Origin of the sequence: Pseudomonas sp. AU11447 (genome assembly GCF_001672555.2) — a bacterium.
Lineage (GTDB): Bacteria > Pseudomonadota > Gammaproteobacteria > Pseudomonadales > Pseudomonadaceae > Pseudomonas > Pseudomonas nitroreducens.
On the sequence record NZ_LZDG02000028.1, the window covers coordinates 88220 to 105690 of the forward strand.

At 65.3% G+C, this 17471-nt stretch carries 13 protein-coding genes; 4 read left to right on the plus strand and 9 right to left on the minus strand.

What is annotated here, in order from left to right:
* Positions 1 to 15: 15 nt before the first annotated feature.
* Positions 16 to 603, minus strand: coding sequence for a phage tail protein (locus A6723_RS07550; RefSeq protein ID WP_054908895.1), 588 nt, complete (start codon positions 601 to 603; stop codon positions 16 to 18).
* A gap of 347 nt (positions 604 to 950) precedes the next feature.
* Between A6723_RS07550 and A6723_RS07555 the strand changes: the two genes are divergently transcribed.
* Complete coding sequence (locus tag A6723_RS07555; RefSeq protein WP_256233808.1) at positions 951 to 8057, plus strand: DUF4347 domain-containing protein; 7107 nt, start codon at positions 951 to 953, stop codon at positions 8055 to 8057.
* A 62-nt stretch (positions 8058 to 8119) separates the two neighbouring features.
* Complete coding sequence (locus A6723_RS07560) at positions 8120 to 9607, plus strand: TolC family protein (RefSeq protein WP_054908897.1); 1488 nt, start codon at positions 8120 to 8122, stop codon at positions 9605 to 9607.
* Between the two features lie 88 nt (positions 9608 to 9695).
* Here the strand turns inward: A6723_RS07560 and A6723_RS07565 are convergent, their stop codons facing one another.
* Positions 9696 to 10670: a DMT family transporter gene (locus A6723_RS07565; RefSeq protein WP_054908898.1), complete on the minus strand. Its 975-nt coding sequence runs from the start codon at positions 10668 to 10670 to the stop codon at positions 9696 to 9698.
* Between the two features lie 105 nt (positions 10671 to 10775).
* On the opposite strand from A6723_RS07565, the gene A6723_RS07570 reads away from it, so the two are divergent.
* Positions 10776 to 11675 carry a LysR family transcriptional regulator gene (locus A6723_RS07570; RefSeq protein ID WP_054908950.1) on the plus strand — a complete coding sequence of 300 codons (900 nt, stop codon included), beginning with the start codon at positions 10776 to 10778 and terminating at the stop codon, positions 11673 to 11675.
* Between the two features lie 210 nt (positions 11676 to 11885).
* Complete coding sequence (locus A6723_RS07575) at positions 11886 to 12812, plus strand: cation diffusion facilitator family transporter (protein ID WP_054908899.1); 927 nt, start codon at positions 11886 to 11888, stop codon at positions 12810 to 12812.
* Positions 12813 to 12858: 46 nt separating this feature from the next.
* Here A6723_RS07575 and A6723_RS07580 read toward each other — a convergent pair whose 3' ends face one another.
* The 7 genes from A6723_RS07580 to A6723_RS31155 all read right to left on the minus strand — a co-directional run bounded on the left by A6723_RS07580 (position 12859) and on the right by A6723_RS31155 (position 17424).
* Positions 12859 to 13335 carry a hypothetical protein gene (locus tag A6723_RS07580; protein WP_054908900.1) on the minus strand — a complete coding sequence of 159 codons (477 nt, stop codon included), beginning with the start codon at positions 13333 to 13335 and terminating at the stop codon, positions 12859 to 12861.
* A 112-nt stretch (positions 13336 to 13447) separates the two neighbouring features.
* Positions 13448 to 13966 (minus strand): hypothetical protein, encoded by a 519-nt coding sequence (locus tag A6723_RS07585; protein ID WP_054908901.1) that lies wholly within the window; start codon positions 13964 to 13966, stop codon positions 13448 to 13450.
* Between the two features lie 94 nt (positions 13967 to 14060).
* On the minus strand, positions 14061 to 14360 hold the full coding sequence (locus A6723_RS07590; protein ID WP_054908902.1) for a hypothetical protein: 300 nt from the start codon (positions 14358 to 14360) through the stop codon (positions 14061 to 14063).
* A gap of 34 nt (positions 14361 to 14394) precedes the next feature.
* Positions 14395 to 14790, minus strand: coding sequence for a hypothetical protein (locus A6723_RS07595; RefSeq protein ID WP_045214467.1), 396 nt, complete (start codon positions 14788 to 14790; stop codon positions 14395 to 14397).
* Positions 14787 to 15374, minus strand: coding sequence for a hypothetical protein (locus A6723_RS07600; RefSeq protein ID WP_054908903.1), 588 nt, complete (start codon positions 15372 to 15374; stop codon positions 14787 to 14789). Before A6723_RS07600 ends, A6723_RS07595 begins: the two co-directional genes overlap by 4 nt.
* Positions 15375 to 15599: 225 nt before the next feature.
* Positions 15600 to 16508, minus strand: a complete 909-nt coding sequence (locus A6723_RS07605) for an alpha/beta fold hydrolase (RefSeq protein ID WP_054908904.1) — start codon at positions 16506 to 16508, stop codon at positions 15600 to 15602.
* A gap of 496 nt (positions 16509 to 17004) precedes the next feature.
* Positions 17005 to 17424, minus strand: coding sequence for an outer membrane protein assembly factor BamE (locus A6723_RS31155; protein WP_054908905.1), 420 nt, complete (start codon positions 17422 to 17424; stop codon positions 17005 to 17007).
* Positions 17425 to 17471 lie beyond the last annotated feature (47 nt).

Here is a 17471-nt window from a genome sequence, read left to right on the forward strand (position 1 = left end):
ATGCTCCTTGAGTCGTCAGTTGCGGGAAGGGAAGAGCCCGGCGACGCAGATGATGTAGTTGATTGCCTGGAATGGCTGCACGATGGAGAACGGCTGGGAACCTCCGGTCGGCTGGACGTTGACCGTCGCTGAACTGGTCAGCGGCAGGTTCACCGAGCCCGGCGCCGGTGCGTAGATCTTCACGTCGACCGTATCGCGACCGTAGAGGCCATTGGCTGTCGCCAGCACCAAGGTATCGGTCGGCGCGGCCGAGGTAGCAGCTGCAGTGCTGGTCGGCAGCGAGGCACTGATGGTGCTGGTGGCGGTGTGGGTGTGTATCGGCATCTGGGCGGTGGTCAGGGTTGTACTCTCGTTGCCGCCGATGGCGCCGAGAGGGTAGTTGGATGTGCCCGGTGACTGACCCGCGCCGACGGGGACGCGCCCCTGCAGGTTGGGCAGGCCGAAGGTGTTCTGGCCGTTGCCGCCGTAGGTGGTACCCAGCAGCGAGAACAGGGCGCTGTTCTGCTGGATGGCGAGGATCTGCCCAGCGCAGAACATCCAGCCGCGCGGTGCGAAGTTCGGGGCCCAGCCGCTGATCGAGCCGAGATAAGACTGTTCACTCATGATCATTTCCCTAATTTGAGTTGTTATTGCTTCATCACGGAAGACGCGACCCGGCCACCAATCCCCTGGCGGGCGGGCCGCCTGGAAACATAGACGAAATCCGCCAGAGCGCAGGGCGATTGGTTGCCTGCCCATCCTTTGATCGAAATACCCGGTGCCCCGGCAATCTGGCCATTGACGGCACATGGCCTTCAGGCATTATGGCGAGATCATTCCAATAACAATTTGCCAGCTTGCAGTCGCTGTACCGGAGCGGTACGGCTGTGCGCGTGTGCTCTCAGGGAGGAGGCCATATGTTCAGGCATTGGTTCAGGTCGTCGGCCGTTCGCAAGCATCAGTCTGGCGCCATGCGCTCCCCACTGGCGCTGAGTCTCGAAGCCAGGATGATGTTCGACGGCGCGGTCGCCGCAACCGTGGCGGATACCGCCGCCAGCCAGGGCGCGGATCATCCCGCCGGCAAGGACAGCACCCCCACCGATCAGCCTTCCCACGACAGCCTCGCCGCTGCTCCCACCGCCTCCAGCGACCAACGCCATGAAGTGGTGTTCGTCGACAGCAAGGTTGCCAACTACCAGCAACTGGTCGCCAGCCTGAAGCCGGGCACCGAGGTAGTGGTGCTGGACGGCAACAAGGACGGCCTGCAGCAGATCGCCCAGTACCTCAATGGCCGCAGCGGCATCGACGCTATCCATATCCTCAGTCACGGCGAAGAGGGCGAGGTGCACCTGGGCAATACCGTGCTCAGCGCCAACAACCTGGCCAGCAAGGCCGGCGAGCTGTCCGCCATTGGCGATAGCCTGGATGCCAACGGCGACATCCTCATCTATGGCTGCGATGTGGCCAAGGGCTCCGGCGAGGTGCTGTTGCAGCAACTCTCGGCGTATACCCGCGCCGACGTGGCGGCCTCAACCGACCGCACCGGCGCCGCGGCGCTGGGCGGCAACTGGACGCTGGAGGCGCACACCGGCAACATCGAGACGAGCCGACCCTGGGCTGCCGATGGTGGCCCCGACTATGCCGACCTGCTCGCGCTGCCATCCTCCACGCAGTTCCTGAGCGACACCTATTGGACCAACAACACCGGCGCCAACACGGTGGATGGGTTCACCCTCAGCGAGTCCACCGGGGCTACCCGGGAAAGTTCGTCAACCTCGATCTATTTCAGGTCGAGTGGCGCGCTTGACGGGGATGGCAACTATTACTACGAACTGACCTGGACTGCGGATAACGTCGACCTCGCCAAGTTCGACCTGGACGGCATCGGGGTCCAGACCTTCGCTGGCAACTACCGGCTGGACGTCTCGGCAGTCTCCGGCGGCAACATGGTGAGCCAGTCCTTCTCCTTCAATGGCGCTCAGGGGCCGTTGCTCCTCGATATCGACAACACGCGGTTCAACGACATCAGCGCGTTCACCGTGCGGGTCACCAACCTTTCCGGCAGCCCGCAGGTCGCCAACATGGACCTGCAACAGATCCTGCTGGCCGACCTCAAGGGGCCTAACGCCGATCCGGTGCTGGGCGGGCTCAATGGCCAGACCGCGAGTTACACCGAGAAGAGCGGCGCCACGCTGATCGACGCCACGGGCGTGGCCACGGTGACCGACAGCGACTCGGCGAACTTCGATGGCGGCCAGTTGCGCGTGGCCATCTCCTCGGGCGGGCAATCGCTGGAGGATGTGCTGGGCATTCGCAACCAGGGCAGCGGGGCAGGCGAGATCGGCGTGTCCGGCGGCAGCGTCACGTACGGTGGCGTGGTCATCGGTACCTTCACCGGTGGCAACGGTGGCAACAACCTGGTGGTTACCTTCAACGCCTCGGCCACTGCCGCTGCCGCCCAGGCACTGGTGCGCAACCTGACCTATGTGAACAACAACGGTTTCGATCCGAATACAACGACGCGCAACATCAGTGTGACTGTCACCGATGGCGACGGCGGCACCAGCGCGAGCGCCACCGTTGCGCTCAGCGTGGTGGCGGTGAATGACGCGCCCGCATTGGCGCCCGCCAACAGCATGGTGAATTTCACCGAAAACGGCGCCAACGCGCTCCTCAGCCCAGGCCTGACGCTGGTGGACGATGGCAGCAGCTTCCAGAGGGCCACGGTCGTCATCACCGATGTGCGCAGCGGCGATATGCTGAACTTTGTCGCCCAGAACGGCTTCTCCGCGACCTACAACGGCTCGACCGGCACCCTGATCATCACTGGTACCGGCAACGCGGTGGCGCTGCAGGCCGCTCTGCGCTCGATCGGCTTCTCGTCCTCCTCGCACGATCCGACCTTCGGCGGTACAGACAACTCCCGGCTGATCACCTTCACTGTCACCGACAGCGCCGGCGCGGACTCCAACCTGGTCACCGCGCTGGTATCGATCAGTGCGGTGAACGATGCACCGACGCTTTCCGGCGGACCCTACACATGGGCGGCTACCTCGGAAGACGTGAGCTCCCAGACGACCACCGTGGGCACCCTGCTGGCCGGCCTGAACTACAGCGATGTCGACGGCCCCGGCAGTGGCATCGCCCTGATGGCGAGCAGCGGCAACGGCACATGGCAATACTCTACCGACGGGGTGAGCTGGACCGACATCGGCGCGGTGTCCAACTCCGCGGCGTTGCTGCTGTCCGCCAGCACCCAATTGCGTTACATGCCTGATGGGCGTAACGGTGAAAACGCCGCGCTATCGTTCCGCGCCTGGGACCGCAGCTCCGGCAACGCTTCCAGCAACGGCATTCGCAGCACCATCGATGCCTCCACCAATGGTGGCTCCACGGCGTTATCGAGCGGGACTGCGCAGGCGCTCATCTCGGTCAGCGACGTCAACGACGCGCCGGTGTTGCACCCGAGCGCGCCAACCCTGAACCCGCTCACCGACGGCGACGTCAACAATGTCGGCCAGGCGGTTTCCAGCCTCATCAGCGGCCACGTCAGCGACGTGGACAACTTCGCGCAGCAGGGCATCGCCATCACCGACCTGAATTCGGGCGTCGGCGGTACCTGGCAGTACAGCGTGGACAATGGCGCCAGCTGGCAGGATGTCGGTAGCGTTTCCAGCGCTTCGGCGTTGCTGCTGCGCAGCAGCGATCGCGTGCGCTATGTGCCCGACGGGGTCAACGGCAGCAATGCCGGCTTCACGTTCAAGGCCTGGGACCAGAGCGGTGCCACCGCCGGGCAGCAGGGCAGCAAGGTCAACGCATCCAGCAGCGGTGGTAGCACGCCGTTCTCCGTCGATAGCGACACCGCCAGCGTCACCGTGATTGCCGTCAACGATGCGCCGCTGGTGACCAGCAGCGGCGGCAGTGCGGCCTTCGTCGAGGGCGCGGACGTGGCCTCAACGCCCGTGGTAGTCGATAGCGGCCTCACGGTATCGGACAGCGATTCTCCGCTGCTCTACAGCGCCACCGTGAGTATCACCGGCAACTTCCACGGCATGGAGGATACGCTCGGCTTTACCAGCAACCCGGCCACCATGGGTGACATCGTCGGCAGCTACGACAGCAGCACCGGCAAGCTGATGCTCAGCTCTGCCGCCGGCGCCAGCGTTGCACAGTGGCAGGCGGCGTTGCGCTCGGTGACCTACAGCAACAGCTCGGACACCCCGAACACCTCCACCCGCAGCATCAGCTTCAGCGTGAACGACGGCTCGCTCGACAGTGCCTCAGCCACGCGCACGGTGACCGTGACGGCTGCCAACGACTCTCCGCAGCTCAGCCTGCCCGCGGTGATCAACCTCATTGAAGATAGCGCTGGCAGTATTACCGGCATCAGCGTTTCCGACGTCGACGCGGGCACCGGCAACGTCCAGGTCACCTTCACTCTGCCTGCCGGCTACGGCACCCTGAACGCGGCGGTCAGCGGCACCGTCGCCGTCGGCACGGCGATGTACAGCGTGATCCTTACCGGCCGGGTCGCAGACATCAACGCCTACCTTGCCGGCAACAACCTGACCTACATGCCGTCGCCGAACTACTTCGGCGACGTCAGCCTCGACGTCCGCGTGAGTGACCTGGGCAACAGCGGGGGCCCGGCGCAGACCAGCAGCGGCAGCCTGACGCTGCACGTCGAAGGGGTGAACGACGCCCCGAACCTCCCCGTGGTGCCGTCGTCCCCGGTGAACGCCAGCGAGGACGTGCCCCTGGTGCTGACCGGTATCAGCTTCAGCGATGTCGACGCCGGCTCCGGACAGGTCGAGGCAAGTTTCAGCGTACTGCCCGGCAAGGGCACCTTCAGCGCGTTGGCGGCAGGCGGTGTGACGCTGACGGGCTCGGGCAGCAACCACCTGGTGCTCAGCGGCACCCTGGCCGATGTCAACGCTTTCGTCGCCAGCGGCGCGGTGAGCTACCTTTCGGCGGCCAATGCATCGGGCACTGTTACCGTGACGGTCAGGCTCGATGACCTTGGCAATACCGGTATGGGCGGCAACATGTATGCGTCGAGCACCTTCAACCTGGCCATCAGCCCGGTGAACGACGCCCCGGTGAACAGCGTACCGGGAAGCCAGTCGGTGCTCGGTGGCCAGACGCTGTTCTTCGGCGTCGGCAGCGGCAACCCGATTTCCATTTCGGACGTGGATGTGGGCAGTGGAACCATGCGGGTGACACTCACCGCCGTCAACGGGACGATCACCCTGGGCAGCGTCACCGGCCTGGCGTTCAGCGTCGGCAGTGGTTCCGCTGACAGCACCGTCACCTTCGATGGAAGTCTCGCCGATATCAACCATGCTCTGGCCGGCATGAGCTTCAGCCCTACGGCCGGCTACAACGGCCCGGCCTCGCTGCAGATCGTCAGCAACGACCTGGGGCAGTCCGGAAGCGGCGGCAGCCAGACCGACAGTGACTTCATCCTGATCACGGTGGAGCAGCCCAACCCGCGTATCGTCAGTGTCAGCGCCGGCAATCCGGATGGCACCTACAAGGTGGGCGACCTGATTGTGGTACAGGTCCAGTTCGACCGGTCGGTGTTCGTCAACACCAGTGGCGGCGTCCCCAGCCTGTTGCTGGAAACCGGCCTGGTCGATCGCGAGGCGGTCTATATCAGCGGCTCGGGCAGCAACATCCTGACGTTCCAGTACATCGTGCAGGCCGGCGACCGCAGCGCCGATCTCGACGCCCAGAGCACCACGGCATTGCGACTCAATGGCGCGGTCCTGGCCAACGCCAACAACGACCTGGCGATCCTGACGTTGCCCACCATCGGCGGCGCGGACTCCCTCGGTGGTCGCAGCGATATCGTGATCGATGGCGTGGCGCCCACGGTCACCAGCGTCGGCGTGCCGGCCAACGGTACCTACGTGGCGGGGCAGAACCTCGACTTCACGGTGAACTTCAACGAGAACGTCATCGTCGACAGCAGTGGCGGTACGCCGCGCATCGCCGTGACCCTGGACAGCGGCGGCACCGTCTTTGCGCAGTACGTCAGTGGCAGCGGCGGCAGTGCCCTGGTGTTCCGCCTGGTGGTGGCCAGCGGTCAGCTGGACGCCAACGGCATCACCCTCGGCTCGTCCATCCAGGCCAACGGCGGTACGTTGCGCGACGCTGCCGGCAACAACATCGTCAACGGCCTCAATAGCGTGGCGAGCACCAGTGGCGTGCTGGTCGATGCCGTGGTGCCCACGGTCAGCAGCGTCAGTGTGCCGGTCGGCGTTCCCTACAATGCCGGCGATACCCTGACCTTCGTGGTCAACACCAGCGAGGCGGTCGTGGTCAACGGTGTCCCGCGGCTGGCCCTGGATATCGGCGGCCACACGGTATTCGCCGATCTGGTCGCCGGCTCCGGCACTTCGACCCTGGTGTTCCAGTACACCGTCCAGGCGGGTGACAACGACGCCGACGGCATCAGCGTGGGCGCTCTGTCGGCCAACGGCGCCACCCTGCGCGATGCCGCCGGCAACGACATGAACCTGACGCTCAACAATGTGGGCGGCACCAGTGGCGTTATCGTCGATACCGTCGCACCGACCCCCAGCGCCATCGTCACCCTCGACCCGTCGCCGACCAATGCCGGCAGCGTGCGTTACACCGTGACCTTCAGCGAGAACGTCAGTGGCGTCGAGCTGGGTGATTTCACCCTGGTCGGCAGCGGTACTGCCGTCGGCAGCCTGAGCGGCCTGCAGCAGATCGACGCGCGCACTTACCAGATTACCGTCAGTGGCATCTCGGGGACGGGCACGTTGGGCCTGAACCTCAACGGCAGCGCCACCGGCATTGTCGACGCAGCGGGCAACCCATTGAGCGGCGGCCTGGCCGGCGCGGTGTACAGCGTCGACCGCGATGCGCCGACCATCACCGCGGTCAGCGTGCCGCCAGGCGCACTGAACAACGCGGGCAGCACCCTCGAGTTCGTGGTGCAGACCAGCGAGGCCGTGGTGGTGGATGGCTCGCCGAAGCTGGCCATCGACATGGGCGGGCGCACCGTCTATGCCGACTACGTCAGTGGCTCTGGCAGCAGCAGCCTGGTGTTCCGCTACACCGTCCAGGCTGGCGACAACGACGCGGATGGCATCCAGGTCAGCGGGCTTTCCGCGAATGGCGGCTCCCTGCGCGACGCCACCGGCAATGCGCTGAATCCATCCCTGAACGGCGTCGGCGACAGCCACGGCGTGCTGGTGGACACCCGCGCGCCCACGGCGACCGGAATCGTGCGCCTGGACCCGTCACCCACCGGCGCGAGCACGGTGAATTTCCTGGTGACCTTCGACGAGGACGTCAACGGCGTCGATGCCGGCGATTTCTCCCTGGTGACCAGCAACTCGGCCAGCGGCAGTATCGTCTCGGTCGTGCAACTGGACGCACGCATCTACCGCGTGACCGTCGGTAGCGTGAGCGGGCAGGGCAGCCTGGGCCTGACGGTCAACGCCGGCGGCATCAATGATGCCGCCGGCAATGCCCTGGGTAATTCCCTGCGCGGCGACAGTTACGTGATCGGCTCGCTGTCCGATGGCGATCCGCAGTTCCGCATCACCACGCCGAGCGTACCGGCTACGCCGTCGCCGACGCCGTTGCAGCCCAACGTGCCAGTGCTGGTCACGCCGCAGGGCACTTCGCCGGTGCTGCCGCCCTCGCTGTTCCAGAACGAAGGTGCCGGTGGCCTGCCGCCGCTGGGCAATATCTTCGTGCAGGACGGCGGGCTGTCGCAGAGCTTCATCGCCCAGGCCTTCGGCAGTTCGTCGTTCGGCGATGGCAGTGGCAAGGGCTTCCTCGGCTTCGGCGGCGGCGATGCCGGGGTATTCGGCAGCAGCACGCTGGCGGGCATCTTCGATCGCAACGGCGTCGACGAGAACACGCCGCTCAAGGCCTTCGACCGCCGTAGCGGTGATATCGACCAGGGCATCCGTGGCATCTTCGGTGCACCGAGCCTGGCGCAGCAGTTGCATCAGATCCACGAATCCGAACAACAACCGGTGCGTGAGCTGGCCTGGGCGCTGGGGCAGGTTGCCCAGGGCCGCGACGCATCCTGATCAGCACATTCAAAAGCACAACAAGCACAAGAACGAAGCCGTAACCAGGGGGACGGCCAGGGATGAAAAAACACACGACTTTGCTAGGGATCAGCTTGTTGGCACTTGCCGTGTCAGGCTGCGCCGTTACTACACAACCCATCGACCGCAGCGTCAGCGAGCAACGTGCCCGCGACGACCTGCGGGCGATGTTCAAGGATCAGGAGCCGCTCAGTGGCCCGCTGACCCTGCACGAGGCCATGGCCCGCGCGGTGAAGTACAACCTCGAGTCGCGCCTGAAGGTGATGGAAGAGGCGCTGTCGCGCCGGCAGCTCGACCTCGCGACCTTCGACATGCTGCCGCGTATGGCGCTCGAAGCGGGCTACGCCGGGCGCAACAACCAGAGCGCGTCCAGCAGCCAGAGCGTGCTGACCAACACCCAATCGCTGGAACCTTCCACCTCGCAGGATCGTGACCGCGATGTCGCCGACCTCACCATGGTGTGGAACGTGCTGGACTTCGGCGTCAGCTACGTCAGCGCCAAGCAGCAGGCCGACCAGCGCCTGATCGTCCAGGAGCGCCGGCGCAAGGTGGTGCAAACCATCATCCAGGACGTGCGCTCGGCCTATTGGCGTGCCGTCGCCGCGCAACGCCTGCTGGATCGCATCGACGCGCTGATGGCGCGGGTCGACAGTGCGCGCAAGGACAGCCAGCAGATGAGCCAGCAGCGCATTGGCGATCCGGTCCAGGCACTGGGCTACCAGCGCGCCCTGATCGAGGCCAGCCGCCAGCTGGAAGAGCAGCGCCGCGCGCTGTCCCTGGCCAAGACCGAACTGGCCACGCTGATCAACCTGCCGCTGGGCACCGACCTGACCCTGGCAGCGCCGGAAGGCTACGACGTGCCGGAGTTGAAAGTGGGCATCGAGCAGCTGGAGCAGCAGGCCCTGGCCAGCCGCCCGGAACTGCGCGAGCAGGACTACCAGGCGCGTATCAGTGCCGCGGAAACCCGCAAGGCCATGCTGCGCCTGCTGCCGGGCCTGGAGTTCTCCGCCGGTGGGCACTACGACTCCAACAGCTTCCTGGTCAACAACCGCTGGGCCGACTACGGCGTGAAGGTCACCTGGAACCTGTTCAACGTCCTGTCCGCCCCGGCAGCCATCGATGTCGCCAAGGCCGGCGAAGACGTCAACGTGGCGCGTCGCCAGGCCATGTCGATGGCCGTTCTGGCGCAGCTCTACGTGGCCAACGCCAACTACAACGAGGCGCGCCGCCAGTTCGTCACCACGCAGGAACTGGCCAGCCTGGATAACCAGATCGTCGGCCAATTGCGCAACCGCCACCAGGCGCAGGGCATCGGTGAACTGGACCTGATCCAGGGCGAGCTCAACGCCCTGCAGGCGGACCTGCGTCGCGACCTGGCCTATGCCGAGCTGCGCAACAGCTACGGCCAGGTGTTCGCCTCGGCCGGCGTCGACCCGCTGCCCAGCAATGCTCCGGACACGAAGCTGAGCACGCTGGCCAATGGCCTGGCGGAGAAGGAACACCAGCTCGATAGCGGCAACGTGCAGTAAGACGCGGGTGAGGCACTGGTGCGCCAGGTGAATGGCGTACCGGTGCACGAAGCCATGGTGTCCGCGCGCAGGGCGGCAGCGGATACGCTCAACCCGCTGCCTTGCAGTCCTCGGCCTGCTGTTTCGGCGCAGGTTGAGGTACAGCCGCCTTGCCACCGGACAACCGCGACACCCCGAACAACACCAGTGCCAGGCCGGCCAGTTGGTAGATCGAGATCGCCTCGCCCAGCAGGGCCCAGGAGGCGAACACGGTGAGTACCGGCCCCAGGTTGCCGAACGCCGCCGCGTGGGTGGCGCCCATGCGCTGGATGGCCAGCGCCATCCAGTAGATCGGCAGCACGGTGGAGATCAGTGCCATCAGGGCGCCGTAGAGCCACACCGAGCCTGGCAGGGTTGCCAGCTGCTGTGCGTCGCCGGTCACCGCGTAGTGCCCCAGTACCATCACCGACGAGGCGATGCCGGCCAGCGCGGCCAGGCGCATCGAGCCGACACGCTGGATCACTGCGGCGGTGCCGATGTAGTAAACCGCGTAGGCCACGGCGCTGGCGAAGACCCAGACGGCGCCCAGCAGGATCTGCCCGCCGCTGCCTTCCATCTTGATGTCGTGCACCAGCGCTATGCCCAGGCCGAGGTAGCACAGGCCCATGGCCGCAAGGGTGCGCGAGCTCGGGCGTTCGCGGGTCATGGCCATCTGCAGCAGCAGGACCAGTGTCGGATAGGTGAACAGGACCAGCCGCTCCAGGCCTGCGCTGATGTACTCCAGGCCGTAGAAGTCGAACAGGCTCGACAGGTAATAGCCGACCAGCCCGAGCAGCAGGATGCGTACGCCGTCGGGCAGGGAGAGCCGTGCCTGTTGCGGCCCCCGGCTGAACCACAGCAGCCAGAGGAACAGCGGCAGCGCCAGCCCCATGCGGATGGCAAGCACCGTGATAGCATCCACGGACGCGGCCGCATAGGAGAGCTTGACGAAAACCGCCTTGAGGCTGAAGCCGGTGGCGGACAGCACGGCGAATAACACGCCGTTGTGCAGGCTGCGCTGGTACAGGGAAGTCAGATTGTTCATGTCGGCGGGAACGCAGGGCAGGGGAAAGGCATTATTCTAGGGAGAAGGCTCGGCCGCTAGAATGCTGGATTGGCGAAGATTGCTTTCATCCATGGAGAACGCGAAGTGCATTTCGATCTTGCCGATCTGCGGCTGATCGCCGCCATCGCCAGTACCGGCAGCCTGAGCAAGGCAGCGGCCTCGGTGCCCGTGGCGGTCTCGGCGGCGAGCAACCGGCTGCGCCAGTTCGAAGAGCGCTGCGGGCTTGCCCTGTTCGCCCGGCACAGCGACGGCATGACGTTGACGCCGACCGGTCGCCTCGTGCTGGAGGCCAGCCAGCGCGTACTGAAGGAGGCGCGGCAGCTCAAGGACACCCTGCAGGAACTGGGCGGTGAGCGGCGCATCACCTTGCGCCTGGCGGCGTCCACCGTCGCCAACAGCACCTTCCTGCCCACTGCGCTGGGGCCCTTCCTGGCGGATTATCCGGAGGTGGACCTGCAACTGATCGAGCAGAACAGCAAGGACGTGTTGCTCGCGGTGCGGGACGGCTCGATCGACATCGGCGTGTACGACGGCAACCTGCCCACCGCGGGCCTGCTGTCACTGCCGTTTCGCAATGACAAGCTGGTGCTGCTGGTGCCGCGGGACCACCCGCTGGCCAGCCAGCACCTGCCCAGCCTGCGCGACGCGTTGAGCTTTCCCTTCGTCTGCCTGCCGGCCGAGCGCGCCATGCAACGCTTCGTCGAGGCGATGGCGGTACGCAATGCGCTGCCGCTCAAGGTGCGCGTGCGCGCGCCGAGCTTCGATGCCATCGCCCAACTGGTCGCCCAGCGAGTGGGCGTGGCCATGTTGCCGGAGGCTGCCGCGACGCGGCTGGCGCAGGAATTGCCGACGACGCTGGTGGCCCTCGCGGACCCCTGGGCCACCCGTGAGCTGCGTCTTTGCGTTGCCGACTGGGATGCCCTGTCGTCCCACGCCCGGCAATTGGTGACCTACCTGATGGACGAAGGGGTAACCCCGCCCTAGATCGAGGCTGCGCCGCCTCGGAGGAAATGGCGGCACCGGGGGCGCACTGGTGGCACCGATCTCTTGCGACGTTGCACGGGCACATTGCCGGGGCGCCAATGGCCGTGGCCAGGCCCCTGGCGTATAGTCGCGCCCCCCAGCGAAACCGCCAGGGCCGGCCAGGCCGGCTTCCGGCGACGCAACCATCGAGGCGCGAGGAGCACGCCAGCAATGAAAACAGAACAGGGCATCCTGCGGCTTTCCATCATCGTGACCGTGCTGTTGGCCGGTTTCGGTATTGTCGTCGGCCTGCTTTCGGGATCCTTTTCCATCGTCTTCGATGGTGTCTACTCGCTGGCCGATGCCAGCATGAGCGGCCTGGCGCTGATGGTGGCGACACTGATCCGCCGCCACACCACCGAGGGCGACGCCAGCCGGCGCCTGGCCGAACGCTTCAACATGGGCTTCTGGCACCTGGAGCCGATGGTGCTGGCACTCAATGGCACGCTGCTCTGCGGCGTGACGCTGTATGCGCTGATCAACGCCATCGGCCGGCTGCTCAGCGGCGGCCATGCGCTGGAGTTCGGCTTCGCCATTCTTTATGCGGCGGTCGCCACCCTGGTCTGCTTCGCCCTGGCGGCGGTGCAGTTCCGCGCCAACCGGCGCATCGGCTCGGACTTCGTCGCCCTCGATGCCAAGTCCTGGGTGATGTCCGGCAGCATTTCCCTGGCCTTGCTGATCGCCTTCCTGGTCGGCGACCTGGCGACCGTGAGCGGTTACGCGCAGATCGGCCCGTATGTCGACCCGGCGGTGCTGGCGCTGATCTGCCTGGTGATCCTGCCGATTCCGTTCCTGACCATTCGCCAGGCGCTCAAGGACATCCTGCTGGTCACCCCGCCGGAGCTGAAGCAGCACGTCGACGAGGTGGCCGCGCAGATCGTCGCGCAGCACGGCTTCCTGGCGTACCAGGCCTATGTCGCCAAGGTCGGGCGGGCACAGCAGATCGAGCTGTACTTCATCGTCCCGCCGGGCTGGCCGGCGCAGACCCTGGACGAGTGGGACCGACTGCGTGACGAGATCGGCGAGGCCATCGGCGGCGAGGGCCCGAACCGCTGGCTGACTATCGCCTTCACCACCGACCCGCTCTGGACCCGCTGAGCCTGACCGGGCTGCGCGAGCGCGCCAGCCCGTTGGTTTGCCGGCCTCAGGCCGTGGTATTCACCGACGTGCCGCTGGTGCCGCTGCCGGATTCGGTCAGCGCTTGCGAATAGGCGGCGGTAGCCGCTGCCACGGCCGCCGAGGCGGACGACACACGCGCTTGTGCAGCCTGGGCGGCGATCTGCTGGGCCTGCTTTTCTTCCTCGGTCTGGCCGCCGCCCTGGCTGGCCTTGGCAAGCTCCTGCTCGGCTTCTTCCAGTTCCTTCTGCGCCTGCTCCATGGCCTGCTTGAGTTTTTCCAGGGTGGTGTCGGAGCTGCTGTCCGAGCCGCTGCTTGCCGCGGCGCCACCGGCACCTGCCGCTCCGCCCGCGCCTTGTGCAGAAGCACTTGCCGAAGTCTGGCCGGTGCTGGTGGTGTCAGTGGCGGTGCTGTCTTCGCCGCTCGCTGCAACGGTCGAGGCGGAGGAAGTCGAGGCAGTGGAATAGCGAACGTTGGTGGCGCTGACGGCGCTGATGGTGGTCATGGCGAGGCTTCCGCTGAGGATGGTTATCCGACAGTGGCGGCCGCCGCGCAGCGAAATTTAGCGTGGCTTGTTATCGACTTGGTATCAGGCCTGGTACGACCTTGCGGCGGTGTCAGTTGTGTTCCACCAGTCGAGGCGTCTGCGAGCCTTCCAGGGACAGGTGGATCACACCGGCGCGGCTAGGGAAGTTCGGCGAATCGTCGTCGGTGTTTTCCATCACCGGGATATCGATCAGCGTGCGCTGGCCCGTGGGATCGCTGACCAGCCTGGCATCGAGTGCCTCGATCGAGCGCCAGCCACCGCCGCCGATCTGCATGGCATCCAGCAGGCTGTAGTGCTCCTGGCCTTCCTCGTTCGGGGTGGAGGCAAAGACCGCGAGGTACTGGTTGTAGTTGTTACCCATGTCGAAGCCTTCGACGGTGAAGACCGCCAGGGTCAGCTCGCTGCCGTTGCCGGCCTTCAGGGTCTGCACCCGGGTGGCCTCGGGGTAACCCGTGGCGAAGCTGTCCTTGTACAGCTCGACCAGGCGGCCGACCTGTTCTTCCAGGGGCTTGGGAACAGGCGCTTGCTCGGCGGCGTGGGAGACGGCGCAGGCCAGCAACAGGCTGGCGGGCAACAGGTGCAATTTCATCGCAGAAAAATCCGTGTGACGGTTGGAGCGCGGGGGCCGGCCGGCATCGGGGATGCCGACCTTCGCAGGAGCACAGGCTGAGGGTGAAAGCCGTTCAGTTCCTGGGCACCCAGTCCCCGATCTGCGAGCAGGAGTAAGTGTTGGAATAGTCGTAGTAGCGCTGCATGGGTGCGCTGCTTTCGTAGCTGCCGCACTGGTAGACCGACGTGCCTTTCTGCAGGATCAGGAAGTGGATCTGGGTGACTCGCCCCGGTGCCACGTAGGCCGCCTTCACTTCATAGCCGCTGCGCAGCAACTCCGTCACCTTGACCTCTTCGGCAGAAGCCTGCGAGCTGATGGCCAGGAGACCGAGCAATGGCAATGCCGCTTTCGCCAGGTAGTTCATGCTTGGCATGGTTTCGTATCCTCCTTGATGGAGAAGCCTGGGCTCAGGCTTCCGGCTTCAGCGCGATGCCGCCGCAATTGCCGCGGGTCAGCAGGTAGTCCACCTGCCGGGCGCGATTGATGGCGACACGGATTTCACAGCTGGCGGAGTGGACCACGTCGCCCCAGTACTCGGTATGCACGAGTTGGCCGTTCTGCGGGCCGGTGTAGGTGCCGAGCGCTTCACGCGAGACGTAGGAAGTATCGCGGCGGTAGATCAGCACGACCCAGTCGTTCTCCGGCGCAAGGCCAATATCGCTGGGTGCACCGAAGTGGTCGATGGCGTCGCCGGCCGGGCGGCCCTTCCAGTAGCTGCGGGCCTGCGCTTCGGGCAGGGTGGGAATGGCGGAGCAGCCGCCGAGCAGGATGGCGATCATCCCGAGTGCCAGTAGTCCTTTCATTGCACGCCCTCCTTGGCCGGTGCGTTCTTGACCGGCATCTGCTCAAAGCCCTTGTCGACCATCTGCAGGATCAGGTTCTTGGCGTGCTCACGGTTCTGCAGTTGGAACAGGCCAGGGGCGGCCGAGACCAGCTGTGTCATGGGCATCTTGCCCAGCGGGTACATCTTCTGCTCGACGTGGGCATCCGGCTTGCAGAGGAAGTCGCGGCTCTGGGCGATCCACGCCTCAGGCTTCTTCTGCCATTCCTTGGAGACCTTCTTCGGACGGATGTCGTTGTAGAACTTGTCGTAGTTCTGCGCGCCGTTGAGGCGCACGCGATTCTTCGCGCAGTCGACCTCGACGTCATAGGCGGTAAAGGTCGGCTTGGCGCCTTCCTCGTAGAACTGATAGACGCCCAGCGAGCGCACGCCGTTCTTGCGGTCGTAGATGTTGGCGGAGTCGCCATCGATGACGAAGATTTCGTTCTTGTAGAGGCTGCCTTGCTGGTGAATCAGCCAGAAATCGCCAGAGGGACCTTCCGCTTGCGCGGCGAGCGGGCTGCAAAGCAGCAGGGCAGGCAGCCAGGGCCTGAGGGGCTTGAACATGAGCGGACATTCCTTTGCCGTTGTGATCGCCGGGGCACAGGGCACCCCAGCGAAAGAAGGGTAGGAATCTAGTGGCGCAGTAGGGGAGGGTCAACCTTCCTATCGGATTTCTGTGACGAGCGGCAGCGAACTTTCTTTGTTGACCATGCGCTGATGGGGAAGGCTTGGGGCCGCTGAAACGTCCGGCATCAGGCTACTGATGCCGGGCCCTTCATGGCGTGGATCTCACGGCGAAATGAATTGGCGAATGGCCTGGATTGTCGGGGCTGGCGCCTCTTCCATCAGCCAGTGCCCGGCGCCCGGCACCACCACTTCGGTGACGTTGTCGGCAGCATTGCGCATGACGATGGCCTCGTTGGCGCCGAAGGATTTTTCACCGCCGACGGCGAGCACCGGCATCGTCAGCCGCGTCTTGTTCGACGCCTCGTTGTCCACCGCGTCCTGGCGAATGCTGCGGAACTGGGCAAAGGCGGCATGCATCGCACCGGGACGGGCGTAGAGCTTGGCATAGTGCTGGCGGGTCGCTTCGTCCACCTTGTGCGGATCGCCGGCGAACTCATTCCAGAAACGGTCCAGGTAAATGCGCTCGCGCCCTGCCACCAGCCGCTCCATATCGGGGCCGCCGAAGTCGAAGTGCCAGAGCATCGGCGAGCGGACGATCTCATTCCACGGCGTGATGCCGGGGACGGGAGCGTCCATCACCACCAGGCGCTCGGTTCGCTGCGGATAACGTGCCGCATAGGCATAGGCCACCATGGTGCCGATGTCATGGCCGATGACCACCGAGTGCTCGATTCCCAGCGAAGCGAGTACCGCCCGCACATCTGCGGCCTGGGTCTTCTTCTCGTAGCCGCTGGCCGGAATCGACGACAAGCCCATGCCACGCAGGTCCGGCACGACGACGGTGTGGTCCTTGGCCAGGTCCGTGGCCAGTGGCGCCCACATGTCACCGGTATCGCCGAACCCGTGCAGCAGCACCACCGCCGGCCCGGTTCCGCCGACGCGCACGTGGATGGTCGCGCCCTCTACGGCGACCTCCTGGGTGCGAAAGGAGGAGGGGAAGGCGGCTATCCCCGCCTGAGCCGGAACGCTCAAGGTCACCAGCAGGGACGTGGTCAGCAGGGTACGGATCATCGTGATCTCTCCAGGAGTGTCGACTGGAGGAGCGTAGTTCGGTTTGCGATGGATACACGGACCGGTACTGCCGCACTGCTGTCACGCAAGGTACGGCTCTCGAGGGGGAGACCACTGTTCCCCGCACCGGCCTCGTCTCCCTGGTAGCGCCAAGGCTCGGAGAAAATGATCCTCGGTGTCACTCCGGGACTGTTCGCCTGCCCACTCGCCATCCTCATGGCCGCTACGGCCGTGGACTGCCAGTAGCGGCCGGAAGCGGCTGCTGTGCCGAGGCGAGTCACGTAATCGAGCGTCTATCGCATCACTACATGCACGCCGGGCTTTGCACGTACGCCCTCCAGCCGATCACTTGCGCAGGGTGACGAAGTTAGCGGCCTTTACCTGAGTGGGGGGAGCCGGCATGCGTTTGCCGCGGACAGCTTTCGGCCAGAAGCAGGCACTGGCTTCCGACAGTCTTGAAGCGCTGCCGACAATTCTGTTTGGCAACCGGCCGCAATTACTCCGAGGCGACCGACTTGACCTCATCAAGGCAGTCGGCCGGCAAGAACAAGAGGCTTTGGGCCTGCATGTCCTTGTCGAACAGCACTTTGTACTGGCAGATCAGGTCGTCTCGGCCTCCGCGACGAAAGCGCAGGATGTAGTCCCATTCATGCACGTCGAGCAGGCCTTCGTTGAAGTGCGGGGTACCGAGCAGTTCGTAGAGCTGCGCCTTGTTCATGCCTGCGTGTACCTTTCCTAGATTCTCCAGGTCTACGTAACTGCCTTGCGGGCGGTAGGCGTCGCTGATCGGTGGAAATCTTGGGTTGGCACTGTGGCCTTGCCCGTCTACCGCACTGTAGCTGCCGCAGGCCGCCAGCAGCAGGGCGGCGCAACCGAGGGCGAAGAACCTGGCGATTCGGGATGTTTGAATGTTCATTTTGACCTCCGGGAGAAGGCCCGGCCGAAGCCGGGCTCGGATGGAAA